The sequence below is a fragment of the Salinarimonas sp. NSM genome (assembly GCF_052380005.1).
Lineage (GTDB): Bacteria > Pseudomonadota > Alphaproteobacteria > Rhizobiales > Beijerinckiaceae > Salinarimonas.
Genome location: NZ_JBQTCJ010000008.1, coordinates 69,788 through 82,063 on the forward strand (window position 1 = coordinate 69,788; position 12,276 = coordinate 82,063).

Annotated in this window: 11 protein-coding genes; 6 read left to right on the forward strand and 5 right to left on the reverse strand. The window is 72.6% G+C overall.

All coding sequences use genetic code 11. The annotated features are described in order from the left end of the window. Window positions 1-119 precede the first annotated feature (119 nt). Genes ACTZWW_RS05435 through ACTZWW_RS05450 form a run of 4 tightly spaced genes read right to left on the reverse strand, consistent with a single transcriptional unit; the run spans window position 120 to window position 3,670 of the window. On the reverse strand, window positions 120-515 hold the full coding sequence (locus tag ACTZWW_RS05435; RefSeq protein ID WP_444779923.1) for a nuclear transport factor 2 family protein: 396 nt from the start codon (window positions 513-515) through the stop codon (window positions 120-122). Further along, window positions 512-1,639: an AbrB family transcriptional regulator gene (locus tag ACTZWW_RS05440; RefSeq protein ID WP_444779924.1), complete on the reverse strand. Its 1,128-nt coding sequence runs from the start codon at window positions 1,637-1,639 to the stop codon at window positions 512-514. Before ACTZWW_RS05440 ends, ACTZWW_RS05435 begins: the two co-directional genes overlap by 4 nt. Window positions 1,640-1,647: 8 nt before the next feature. Then, on the reverse strand, window positions 1,648-2,157 hold the full coding sequence (locus ACTZWW_RS05445; protein WP_444779925.1) for a tripartite tricarboxylate transporter TctB family protein: 510 nt from the start codon (window positions 2,155-2,157) through the stop codon (window positions 1,648-1,650). Then, window positions 2,150-3,670 carry a tripartite tricarboxylate transporter permease gene (locus ACTZWW_RS05450; RefSeq protein WP_444779926.1) on the reverse strand — a complete coding sequence of 507 codons (1,521 nt, stop codon included), beginning with the start codon at window positions 3,668-3,670 and terminating at the stop codon, window positions 2,150-2,152. Before ACTZWW_RS05450 ends, ACTZWW_RS05445 begins: the two co-directional genes overlap by 8 nt. 265 nt (window positions 3,671-3,935) lie before the next feature. On the opposite strand from ACTZWW_RS05450, the gene ACTZWW_RS05455 reads away from it, so the two are divergent. The 3 genes from ACTZWW_RS05455 (at window position 3,936) to ACTZWW_RS05465 (ending at window position 6,021) form a co-directional block, all read left to right on the forward strand. Continuing rightward, window positions 3,936-5,018 carry a Bug family tripartite tricarboxylate transporter substrate binding protein gene (locus ACTZWW_RS05455; protein WP_444779927.1) on the forward strand — a complete coding sequence of 361 codons (1,083 nt, stop codon included), beginning with the start codon at window positions 3,936-3,938 and terminating at the stop codon, window positions 5,016-5,018. 77 nt (window positions 5,019-5,095) lie between these two features. Beyond that, window positions 5,096-5,320 (forward strand): tautomerase family protein, encoded by a 225-nt coding sequence (locus ACTZWW_RS05460; RefSeq protein WP_444779928.1) that lies wholly within the window; start codon window positions 5,096-5,098, stop codon window positions 5,318-5,320. Continuing rightward, window positions 5,317-6,021 (forward strand): dienelactone hydrolase family protein, encoded by a 705-nt coding sequence (locus ACTZWW_RS05465; RefSeq protein WP_444779929.1) that lies wholly within the window; start codon window positions 5,317-5,319, stop codon window positions 6,019-6,021. Before ACTZWW_RS05460 ends, ACTZWW_RS05465 begins: the two co-directional genes overlap by 4 nt. Here ACTZWW_RS05465 and ACTZWW_RS05470 read toward each other — a convergent pair. Continuing rightward, window positions 5,970-6,770 (reverse strand): GntR family transcriptional regulator, encoded by an 801-nt coding sequence (locus ACTZWW_RS05470; protein ID WP_444779930.1) that lies wholly within the window; start codon window positions 6,768-6,770, stop codon window positions 5,970-5,972. The genes ACTZWW_RS05465 and ACTZWW_RS05470 overlap by 52 nt on opposite strands. A 206-nt stretch (window positions 6,771-6,976) precedes the next feature. Between ACTZWW_RS05470 and acnA the strand changes: the two genes are divergently transcribed. From acnA to ACTZWW_RS05485, 3 genes are all read left to right on the forward strand, one after another. Beyond that, on the forward strand, window positions 6,977-9,727 hold the full coding sequence (acnA, locus tag ACTZWW_RS05475; RefSeq protein WP_444779931.1) for an aconitate hydratase AcnA: 2,751 nt from the start codon (window positions 6,977-6,979) through the stop codon (window positions 9,725-9,727). Between the two features lie 95 nt (window positions 9,728-9,822). Next, window positions 9,823-10,770: an isocitrate lyase/PEP mutase family protein gene (locus tag ACTZWW_RS05480; protein WP_444779932.1), complete on the forward strand. Its 948-nt coding sequence runs from the start codon at window positions 9,823-9,825 to the stop codon at window positions 10,768-10,770. A 1-nt stretch (window position 10,771) separates the two neighbouring features. After that, entirely contained in the window at window positions 10,772-12,238 is a 1,467-nt protein-coding gene (locus ACTZWW_RS05485; protein ID WP_444779933.1) for an FAD-dependent oxidoreductase, read from the forward strand. The last annotated feature ends 38 nt before the right edge of the window (window positions 12,239-12,276 follow it).

A 12,276-nucleotide genomic window follows, 5' to 3' on the forward strand; every position in this document is an offset into this window, starting at 1 on the left:
CCTCCGTTCGCGCCTTCCGGGCGGGCCTCCCCTCCGGACGAAGGGTGGCGAAGATCATGTCAATGGCGGCAATCTGTCGACACTTTTGCGTCGTTGTCAATCGGCCGCGCAGGCTCCGCTCACCGCGGCGGGCGGGCGTGGGCGGCGTCGTTCCAGACGTCGTGGCGGACGATCAGGCCGTCCCGGACGACGAATCGATCGATGAAGCGGATGCCGTCGAACGCCTCACCGTCCGCGAAGACGCCGTGCAGCGTCCCGAAGCAGTAGACGATCGCGTCGGGGCCGTCCTGGAGCGTGTCGAACCGCTCGAAGCGCTTTCCGACCCGGCGGTAGCGCGCGGCGGAGCCGGCGACGATCTCCTCGATCGAGCGGCGTGTCGCGCCGCCGGGAAAGGTGATCGCCGCATCCGGGGCGAGGGCGGCACCCGCGGTCGCGAGATCGCGCCGCTCGAGGTCGGCGAGGAAGCGGCGTGCGATGTGCTCGGCCGCGTCGAGCGGCATGGAGGGCGCGGTCATGGTGTGTCCTTTCCCGGATCGTCCGGCCGGCCGTGCGGGCCGCCTTCGGCGCCCTTCGGTCGGGGGCGCTTCCCGCCGCCGGCGATCGTCGCGAAGACGATCACCACGGCGAGGCGCGCGAGCTGGTGCGTCGCCACGAAGGCGGCGTCGATGCCGAGCACGAGGGCGAGGAGCCCGAGCTCGGTCATTCCGCCGGGCGCGTAGGCGAGCACGATGGAGGGGAAGTCGGCGATGCCGCCGAGCGCCAGCAGCGCGGCGGCGGCCGTGGCGACGCCGAGGGAGAGCGCGACGAAGCCGAGCGATTCGGCGGCGATTCGGCCGACGACGGCCGGCGGTGTGCCGAGGAAGCGGCAGCCCGCCACCGATCCTATCACGATCTGCGCGGCGGCGAGGAGCGGCCCCGGCACGGCGGCGTCGGTCCAGCCGAGCACGTGGGCGGGCACCGACACGAGGAGCCCGCCGAGCAGCGGCGCCACCGGCAGGCGCAGTCGCTCGGCCAGCCGCCAGGCGACGATCCCGGCGGCGACGAGCGCGACGAGATGGTGGACCGGCGTCCCCAGGCCGTGAGGCGACGCGGCCGCGGGAGCGGCCGGCGGCTCGCCGAAGGCCAGGGCGAACCCGAGCGGGACGAGCGTCACCGTCGCGAGGATGCGCCCGGCATGCGCCAGCGCGACCCGTCTCAGGTCGGCCCCGGCCGCCTGGCTCAGCAGCAGCATCTCGGACAGGCCGCCGGGGATCGCGGCGTAGAAGGCCGTCGCGCGGTCGTAGCCGCCCACGACCCGGAAGTAGACGCGACCGAGGAGCGCCACCGCGACGAGATAGGGGATCATCAGCGCGAGGCTCGGCCACCAATCGGCGACGCGGCCGATCGTGTCGGGGGTGAACGACGCGCCGAGCGCGAGGCCGAGCAGCATCGCCATGGGCGGGCGCAGCCAGCCGGGGCTCGCGAGCGGCGCGCCGGCGAGGCTCGCGGCGAGGCAGGCGAAGAGCGCGCCGAGCATCCATGCCAGCGGGAAGTCGACGGCGAACGCGAGCGCGCCGCCGGTGGCGCCGAGCGCGAGGGTCGGGGCGGATGTGGCGGCGCGTCGGGCGCGCGCCGCCGCTCGCTCGGCGAAGCGTGTCATCCGCCGGCTCAGAACGTCGTCGCCCAGGGCACCAGGTCCCCGAGCACGCCCTGCGGCCAGTAGACGTTCAGCGCGAGGCCGAGGCCACCGGTGAGCCCCAGCGCCAACGCTCCCACGACGAGGACCGTGAGCCACGAGGTGCGGCCCTCGATCCTGAGGAAGCCGACGATGAAGGCGACGCTCGCGGGCAGGAAGCCGAGAAGGGGCAGGAGGACGAGGTAGCCGAGCATCCAGCCCCACATCCGCACCGCGGGCCAGCCTTCCGCGGACTCCGAGGTCGCGTCGAAGGCGGCCTGCGATGCCCGGGTACCGCGCCAGGCGTTCACGACGTGGAAGATCCACAGCGCGAGCGTCGCCGTGCCGACCGAGATCGGGAAGAGCTTCGCCGCCCAGGGCAGATCGAGGGCGCCGACGACGGCGAGGACGATGGCGCCGCCGATCGCGAGATCGAACAGGCGCCGTCCCCAGGGCACGCCCGAGAAGGCTGGGAAGGCGGATTCGTCGCGCGTGTCATCCATGGCTGCGCTCCTCGCCGGCGTCCGCCGTCTTGGGGAAATCCTCGTGGTGGACGAGCGGCTTGCGCCTGCGGCTGCCGATCACGACGAGGATGACGGTGAGGAGGCCGATGGTGATCACGCCCGGGCGCTCCAGCCAGTCGAGCCCATAGCGCTGGGTGGTGATCCAGAGGTTCCGCTCGACGAGGGGCGAGAGGATGAAGCCGATCAGGAGCGGTGCCCGCGGGAAGCCGTGGCGCTTCATCAGCCACCCGAGGAAGCCGAAGGCCGCGAGCACGATCAGGTCGCCGACGTGCCGCGTCGCCTGGAAGGCCCCGACGGTCACGAGCAGGAAGATCACCGGGAACATCGTCGAGAACGGGATCGTCGTCAGCCGCGCGATCGGCCGGATGAAGACGAGGCAGGCGATCGTGCCGAGGATGTTGGCGAGCGCGAGCGACCAGATGATCACGAAGACGAGCGAGAGGTTCGTGTCGAGCATGCGCGGCCCCGGCTGGATGCCGAAGACCACGAAGGCGCTCAAGAGGAGCGCCATGCCCGCGCTCCCGGGCACGCCGAACAGCAGCGTGGGGATCAGCGCGCCGCCCTCCTTGGCGTTGTTGGCGCTCTCGGGCGCGATGACGCCGCGCACGTCGCCGCGCCCGAGCTCGCCGCGATCCTTGGCCGTCTGGACGAGGTAGCCGTAGTTCATCCAGTCGACGATGGCCGAGCCGAGGCCCGGCACCATCCCGACACCGACGCCCATCAGGCTGTGGCGCAGGACGAGCCACCAGTGCCGCACGATGTCGCGCGCGCCCTCGAGCCAGCCGCCGCCGAGCGCGGCTCCGCGCTTGGCGATCGCGCCGCCGCGGGCGAGCAGGTCGACGAACTCGGGCAGGGCGAACAGCCCGAGCGAGACGACGACCAGCGGCAGGCCGTCGAACAGGTAGTCGTAGCCCATGTCGTAGCGATAGGCCGGGGCCACCTCGGCGGCGCCGATCGTTCCGACGAGCAGGCCGAGGCCCGCGACGAGCAGGCCCTTGAGCGGCGCGTCGCCGCTCAGCACGCCGATCATGCACAGGCCGAGGATGCTCATCATGAGCAGCTCCGGCGTCGCGAAGGACAGGACGAGCGGACGCGCGATCGGCAGGCTCGCGGTGAGCGCGAGCGCGCCCAGCACGCCGCCGAACATCGAGGCGATGAAGGCGGCCGAGAGCGCGCGCGCCGCCTGGCCCTTCTGGGCCATCGCGTAGCCGTCGATGATCGTCGCCTGCGAGCCGGCCGAGCCCGGGATGCCCATCAGCACCGAGGGGAAGGTGTCGGACGTGGTGATCACGGCGGCGACGCCGATGAGCATGGCGATGCCGGTCTGCGGGTCCAGCTGGAACGCGACGGGGAGCAGGAGCGCCATCCCGACGATTCCCCCGAGCCCCGGCAGGAACCCGACGGCGAGCCCGACGAACACGCCGAGGCACAGGAAGGCGAGGTGCGTCGGATCGAGCACCAGGAAGAAGGCTGCGACGGCGGCGTCGATCATGGCCGCGCCTCCCGCACGCATTCGGCTGCGGAACGTCGACAGTACGCCCCCTCGATAGGCAATGAGTCACCGCGTGTCGGACCCATGAACGTCTTCCTCCTTTGATTTGTGGCGATCCTGCCTCGACTGCCACCCCCTCGTCAAACCAAAATGTTGACACTATGCCATGAGTGAGGGCACCTTGACGTCTCGCGCCGGGCAGGAACCGGCCGGCGCCGATCCGGGGCCGAACCCCGTGATGCGACCAGCAGGGAGGATGCAATCCATGATCAAGTTCGCAGGCCGTCTGGCCACGTCTGTCGCAATCCTGGCGCTCACCGCCACAGGGCTCGCCGCACAGCCCTTCTACGAGGGCAAGACCGTGACGCTCCTCGTCGGCTTCTCGCCCGGCGGCGGCACCGATCGCTTCGCGCGGGTGGTGCAGCAGCATCTCGGCGCCCACATCGCCGGCGAGCCGACGGTCCTCGTCCAGAACATGCCCGGCGCCGGCAGCGTGCTCGCCTCGAACCACTACGTCGATCGCGCGCCGCGCGACGGGACGATGCTGATGGTGGGCACGGGCCAGCTCCTCATGCGCATCCTCCTGGGGGTCGAGGGCTCGACCGCGCGCATCGCGGACTACGAGCCTCTGATGGCGGGACCGGTCGGGCGCATCACCGCCGCCTCGGCCGATCTCGGCATCGACGGACCCGCCGACCTGATGGACGGCGGCGAGGAGCTGATCGTCGGCAGCGCCGGCATCATGGCCTCGATCGACACCATCCTGGGCCTGCGCCTGCTCGACGTCGACTTCCGCGCGATCTCGGGATACGAGGGCAAGGCCGAGACGCTGCTCGCCATGCAGCGCGGGGAGGTCTCCGTCGACGGCCAGACGACGCCGGTCTACAACGCGACGGTTCGCCCGCTCGTCGAGGAAGGCTCGGTGACGCCGCTCTTCGCCCAGGGCTTCATCGACGGCGAGGGCAACCTCGTGCGCGACCCCGCAGCCCCGGAGGTCCCGACCGTGCTCGAGGTCTACCAGGAGGTCCGCGGCGAGATGCCCTCGGGTCCGGCCTGGAACGCCTACATGGCCACGACCGCGGCGACCGTCGTGGCGGGCAAGGTGCTGATGATCCACGAGGAAGCACCGCAGGACGCGAAGGACGCGCTTCGCGCCGCCATCGATTCCATGGTGGAGGACCCCGCCTTCCAGGCGGACGTGGAGGATTCCCTCGAAGGCTACGACATCTTCCTCGGCGCCGATCTCGATGCGGCCGTCCAGGCGGCCGTGGGCATCGGCGAGGAGGACCTCGCGTGGCTGAGGGACTACCTGTCGAGCGAGCACGGCATGCGCTTCGACACCAACTGAGACCCGAGGGCGCCGCCGTCGTCTCGCAGGACGGCGGCGCCCCGCATGTCGCATCCAAGCAGGAGAGAGACACGACCATGCCCGTCATAACCGTGGCGGCGCCCGAGGGCGCCTGGGACCGCGCCGCGAAGGAGCGCCTCGTCGCCGAGATCACCGACGCCGTCGTTCGCGTCGGTGGCGAGCGCCAGCGGGGGAACACCCGCATCCTGATCCAGGACGTGCCCGAGGGGAATTGGGGCTCCGGCGGGAAGGTCTTCGTGCGCGCCCCCGCCGCGCCCGTCGCAGAAGGAGGTGACCGATGACCGCGACCCGTTGGGAGACGATCCTCGAGGCGGAGGGGCGCGCCATGCGCGCCTACGTCAGCCTGCCGCCGAGCGGGCGCGGGCCGGCGTTGGTCCTCGGCGCCGAGATCTTCGGCATCAACCTCCACATCCGCGAGGTCGCCGATCAATGGGCGGCGGAAGGCTTCGTGGTGGTGGCGCCCGACCTGTTCTGGCGCCTCGAGCCAGGGGTCGAGCTGGGCTACGACGGCGAAGACCTCGAGCACGCGCGCACGCTCTACCGGGCGCTCGACCTCGATCAGGCGGTGCGCGACGCGGCCGCGACGCTCGACCATGCCGGGCGGATGCCCGAGTGCGCGGGTCCCGTCGGCTTCCTCGGCTTCTGCTTCGGCGGGAAGCTGTCGTTCCGGGTCGCCGCCGCCGCGGATCCGGCCTTCTCGATCGGCTATTACGGCGTCGGCCTCGAGACGATGCTCGACGAGGTCGGCGACGTGCGCTGCCCCTACATGATGAACTACGGCGGGGCGGACAAGTCGACGCCGCCGGAGGCGGTGGAGGCGGTGCGCCGTGCGATGCAGGGCCGGGACGACGCCGTGATCAACGTCTGGGAGGGCGCCGGGCACGGCTTCAACAATTGGCGCAAGGCCAACGCCTTCCACGGGCCGGCGTCTCAGCGTGCCTTCGCCCGTTCGCTCGCCTTCGCGAAGGCCGCGCTGGCGTGAGGCTGGTCTCCCGCGAGCCCGGCATCCGCGGGGCTCGCGGGGACGAGCCGTCGCCGTCGCCGCCGCGGCGGCTTGGGCGGGGTGCTCTCGCCCTCCGCGGCACGCTCGGCGGCGAGCGTCGCGAGCAGCGACTCGGTCGCGCGCGCGATGTGGGACCGCATCAGCGATTCGGCGAGGTCCGCATCGCGGTTGTGCATGGCGCGGACGATCTGCCAATGCTCGTCGAAGGCCTGCTCCCGCCGCCCGGGGAGGTCGCCCGAGCGACGGCGGTAGAGCCGAAGCAGGTGGTAGAGCTCCTCGGTCAGGAGCTGGCGCGCGCGCTCGTTGCCGCAGGCGACGGCGACGCGGATGTGCAGGTCGAACGGCTCGCCCGGAATGTCGGCGCTGCGCGCGCCGTTGCGTCTCGCCCGCTCCAGGTCGGCCATCAGCCGGTCGAGCGCCTCGTCGCTCATGGCGTTGGTGGCGAGGCGGCAGGCCATCCCCTCCACGACCTCGCGGAGCTGGAAGATCTCGACGACGTCCTGCTGCGACAGCGAGACGACGCAGGCGCGCATGTAGGGCTCGCGCGTGATCAGCCGCAGGCCCTGCAGCCGCCGCACGGCCTCGCGCACGGTGCCGCGGCTGATGTCGAAGCGCTGGGACAGCGTCACCTCGTTGACCTCGCTGCCGAGCGGCAGCTCTCCCGAGAGGATCAGCTCGTAGATGCTCTCGAAAGCCTGCTCCGCCAACGTGCGCTGCTCGCCCGGCATGCGTTGTCCGCCTCCCATGATCTCGGCACGTCTCGTATGTGATCTCCCGTAAACTGTCAACGCATCAGCACATGTTCGGATTGCCGATGCGAGAGCGGGCGGCTTTCGGAGCGGGGGTCTGGTACCAGAGTGTTGACAGTTTTGTTGCGCCTGCTTAGTGTCGACACCGTCGGCTCCGGAGGCCGACCCCGCTCGTGGAGGACGTCATGGCAGACCTCGTCGCCGCACGCGCCGACGCCTATCGGACGCTGCCGGAAGCCGGCCCGCGGGGCGCCTTCCTCGACGTCTGCGCGCTCGCCGGAACCTCGCGCGCGACACGCGAGGCGCTGCCGTACACGATCCGGATCCTCGCCGAGAACGCCGCGCGAAACGCCGGCCCCGGCTTCGCCGACGACGCAGACGTGAGGCGCCTCGTCGGCTGGCGCCCGGGTGCCGCTCCGTTCACGGTACCGCTGCGCGTCTCGCGCGTGCTCCTGCCCGATTCGAGCGGGCTCCCCGCCTTGATGGATCTCGCCGCCCTGCGCAGCGCGCTGGCGCGGCGTGGTCTCGACCCCAGCGTGGTCGAGCCGCAGGCGCCGGTCGACCTCGTCGTCGATCACTCCCTGACCGTCGATTTCTTCAACCGGCCGGATGCGGCCTCGCTGAACGTCGCGCGGGAATACGAGCGCAACGCCGAGCGCTACCGCTTCCTCAAGTGGGCGGAGCAGGCGTTCGCCGGCCTGCGCATCGTGCCGCCGGGCATGGGCATCGTCCACCAGGTCCATCTCGAGCGTCTCGCCCGGATCGTCGCGACCGAGGAGCGCGACGGTCGCACCGTGGCGTTTCCCGAGTTCGTCGTGGGCGGGGATTCGCACACGCCGATGGTCAACGCGCTCGGCGTGCTCGCGTGGGGCGTCGGCGGGGTCGATGCCGAGTCGGCGATGCTGGGGCGCGCCTACGTCGTCCCGGTGCCGCGGGTCGTCGGCGTGCGGCTCGAGGGGCGGCTGCGCGAGGGGGCGACCACCACGGATCTCGTCCTCACGGTGACGGAGCGGCTGCGGCGGGTCGGCGTCGTCGGCGCCTTCGTCGAGTTCGTCGGGCCGGGGGTGTCGACGCTCTCCGTGCCCGACCGCGCCACGATCGCGAACATGGCGCCCGAGTACGGGGCGACCGTCGGGTTCTTCCCCGTCGACGAGAGCACGCTCACCTACCTGCGCCAGACCGCGCGCGAGCCCGACCACGTCGCGCTCGTCGAGGCGCATGCGAGGGCCGCGGGCCTCTTCCGGGACGAGGATGCGCCGGTCCCCGCCTACGACGAGCTCGTGGAGCTCGACCTCGACGACGTCGTCCCCTGCGTCGCCGGGCCACGCCGCCCGCAGGACCGCGTCGCGCTCGCCGACGTGAAGGCGGGCTTCGCGGCGGCGCTCGCGCGCTCGCGCGACGAGGGGGGCTTCGGCGTCGCGCCCGACGCGCTGGCGCGCAGCGTCGAGATCGTCGTCGACGGCCGGCGCGAGACGCTGCGCCACGGCGCGCTCGCCATCGCCGCCATCACCGCCTGCACCAACACCTCGAACCCGAGCGTCATGCTCGCCGCCGGGCTCCTCGCGCGCAAGGCCTGCGAGAAGGGCCTGCGTCCTCCGGCGTCCGTCAAGACGTCGCTGGCGCCGGGCTCGCGGGTGGTGACGCGCTACCTCGAGGAGACGGGGCTGCTCGAGCCCCTCCAGCGCCTCGGCTTCCACGTCGTCGGCTACGGCTGCACGACCTGCAGCGGCAAGTCCGGCCCCCTGCAGGAGCCCGTCGCGAAGGCGTTCGAGGAGCACGGCCTCGTGCTCGCGGCGGTGGCGTCGTCGAATCGCAACTTCGAGGGCCGGATCCACCGGCAGGTCCGCGCGGCCTATCTCGCCTCGCCGCCGCTCGTCGTCGCCTACGCGCTCGCGGGTCGCGTCGACCTCGACATCACGGCCGAGCCCCTCGGTGTGGGGACCGACGGCGCGCCCGTCTACCTGCGCGACATCTGGCCCAGCCGGGAGGAGATCGACGCCCTCGTCGGCCGCTCGCAGGTCCCCGATCTGTACCGCGAGAACTACGCCCGCATCTTCGCCGGGACGGAGCACTGGCAGGCGCTCGAGGCGCCCACCGGCCCGCTCTTCTCCTGGGATCCGGGCTCCACCTACCTGCTCGAGCCGCCCTTCTTCACGATGGCCGAGGCGGCGGCGCGCGGCGGGATGCCGGACACGATCGTCGGCGCGCGGGTGCTCGGCGCCTACGGCGACATGCTCACCACCGACCACATCTCCCCGGCGGGGGAGATCCCGGTCGAGAGCGAAGCCGGGACGCTGCTCGTTGCGCACGGCGTCGCGCCGCGGGCGTTCAACGCCTTCACCATGCGGCGCGGGAACCACGAGGTGATGGTGCGTGGCACCTTCGCCCACCCGCGCATCCACAACATGATCGACGCCGACCTCGCGCCCGGGCAGACGCTGAAGCTCCCGGAGCGGGAGCGTGTCTCCGTCTACGAGGCGGCCCGGCGCTATCGCGCGGAGAAGGCGCCGCTCGTCGTGCTCGGCGGGCAGGCCTACGGCATGGGCTCGAGCCGGGACTGGGCCGCCAAGGGGCCGTTCCTGCTCGGCGTACGGGCCGTGATCGCGGAGAGCTACGAGCGCATCCACCGGGCCAACCTCGTCTCGCTCGGCGTCGTTCCGCTGACCTTTCCGGAGGGAGAGAGCTGGCGCTCGCTGGGGCTCGACGGGTGCGAGGTCTACGCGATCGAAGGCCTGCGGGCCGGGATCGCGCGCGGCGCGCCCGTCGCCGTGACGGCTTCGCGGCCCGACGGGACGGCGATCCGCTTCACTGCACGCGCCGCGATCGCGGGCGCTGCCGAGGCGCACATGCTCGAGACCGGCGGCATCTTCGAGGCCTTCCTGGAACGGATGACGGAGGCGGCCCGCGTGGCCCGCAGCCGTCCGGCCACCGGGTGAGGGGGCGGTCCGGCGCGATGCCGGACCATGCCCCCGACCGGCGATCCTCGCCGGCAGACGACAGATCCAACGCTTGAAGAGGGCGGCGAAAGACGATGACGGGTTCGACAGCGACCAAGAGCAAGGCGCGGATCTATCGGGACCTGCTCGAGAGCGGCGAGTTCATCGTCTCTCCGGGCGTGTACGACGGCTACAGCGCCCTGCTCGCGCAGGACGCGGGGTTCAAGACCGCCGCCACGAGCGGCGCGGCGATCGCCAACGCCCTGCTGGGCATGGAGGACGTCGGCGTCCTGGGGCTCAGCGAGAACGTGGCCCACTGCCGCAACATCGCCCGCGCCGTCGACATCCCCCTGACCTGCGACGCCGACACCGGCTACGGCAATCCCGTCAACGTCTACTTCACGACGCAGCTCTTCGAGGAGGCGGGCGTCGCGGGCATCAACATCGAGGACCAGGTCTCGCCGAAGCGCTGCGGCCACATGCCCGGCAAGGAGGTCGTCCCCGCCGAGGAGATGGCCAAGAAGATCGAGGCCGCCTGCCTCGCGCGCCGCGACGACGCCTTCGTCATCGTCGCGCGCACCGACAGCCTCGCGATGGAGGGCATCGAGGGCGCCATGGCGCGCGTGCGGCTGTACGCCGAGGCCGGCGCGGACATGATCTTCCCCGACGCGGTGCGCTCGGAGGACGACATCGCGCGCATCGTCGAGGCGGCGGGCGTGCCGGTGACCGTGAACATGGGTTTCGGGATCCGCGAGCGTCCGACGTCGCCTCTCGTGCCGATCCCGCGCCTGAAGGCGCTCGGGGTCCGGCGCATCAGCCTGCCGCGGATGCTGCCCGCCGCCGCGATCAAGGGCATGAAGGAGGCCCTGCGGATCATGCGCGAGGTCGCCGACACCGGCGTGCCCGCGAACCGCCCCGACCTCCTCGTCTCCATCGACGAGATCTGGAGCCTGATGGGCTTCGACGGGATCCGGGCGCTCGAGGAGAAGCTCCTCGTCACCTCCGCCCTCGAGGCGAAGTACGGCGCGCGCCGCGGAGATTGACATGGGTGCGTCGATGGCTCCGCGCGTCCTCCCCGCGCCCTGGGTCGAGGCGAGCAGCGAGGCCGGGCGCGCGCCCGACCTCACGGTCGACGTGCTCGTGGTCGGCGCCGGCGGTGCCGGCCTCGTGGCGGCGCTCGCGGCCGCCGAGGCGGGCGCCGAGGTCGCCGTCCTGGAGAAGGGCGAGCGCCTGGCCGGCAACACGGGCCTCTCCAGCGGATCGATTCCGGCGGCGGGCACGCGCTTCCAGCGCGCCGCCGGCGTGAGCGACGATCCCCGTCGCTTCGCGGACGATCTGCGGCGCGTCGGCGGTGCGCACGAGGCGGATCACCTCGTCGATCGTCTGGCGGAGGTTTCGGCGCCACTCGTCGAATGGCTGGTCGACGTGGCCGGGGTGCGCCTCGGGCTGGTCGAGACGTACCGGCACGTCGGGCATTCGGTGAACCGCCTCCACGCCCCGCCGTCCCGGCGCGGGGCCGATCTCCTGCGCGACCTCGAGCGCGCGGCCGCGGAGCGCGCCGTGCCGGTGGCGCTCGGCAATCCCTGCGTCGCGCTGCTCACCGATCGGGACGGATCCGTCCGCGGAGCCCGCGCGCGGACCCGCGCCGGGGCGACGACCGACATCGCCGCGCACGCCGTCGTCCTCGCGACGAACGGCTTCGGGGCCAACGCCGCCCTCAAGGCGCGCCTGTGCCCGGAGGCCGCCGGTCTCGCTCATGCGGGCGCCGGCACGAGCGAGGGCGAGGCCGTCCTCTGGGGCGAGGCGCTCGGCGCCCGCATGGCGAACCTCGGAGCGTACCAGGGGCATTCGGCGCTGGCGCAGCCGCACGGCGCGCTCGTCACCTGGACCGTGGTCGAGAAGGGCGGGCTCGTCGTGGACGAGAGCGGGCGCCGCTTCGCCGACGAGACGCTGGGCTACTCCGCCTTCGTCGCGCCGCTCCTGGCCGCCGGCGGGCGTGCGGTCGTCGTCTACGACACCCGCGTCAGGGATCTCACGGCCGCAGGGCAGGAGGAGTTCGCCGAGCTCGTCGCCGCGGGCGGGGCGATCGAGGCGCCGGATCTCGCGACGCTCGCCGCCCGTCTCGCCCTCGATGCGGACGCGCTCGCCGCAACCCTCGCCGCGGCCCGCGCGGCGGCGCTCGGCGAGGCGCGCGACCCGTTCGGGCGAACCACCTTCGGGATCGGTGCGCTCGAGCCCCCGTTCGTCGCGACGCGGATCGCGCCGGCGCTGTTCCACACCCAGGGCGGCCTCGCCGTCGACGCGCAGGCGCGGGTCCTCGCCGCGTCTGGCGTGCCGATCGCAGGCCTGTACGCCGCGGGCGGCGCCGCCGCCGGCGTCAGCGGGCGCGACGGCCCCGGGGGCTATGTTTCCGGCAACGGCCTCCTGGCCGCGCTGGGGCTCGGATTCCTCGCCGGGCGCGCGGCCGCGGCCGCCGCCGTCGAGGGAAGAAAGACGCAAACCGCCGGCTGAGGCAGCTGCCGGGGGAGGCGGCGGGCGATGCGCCCGTG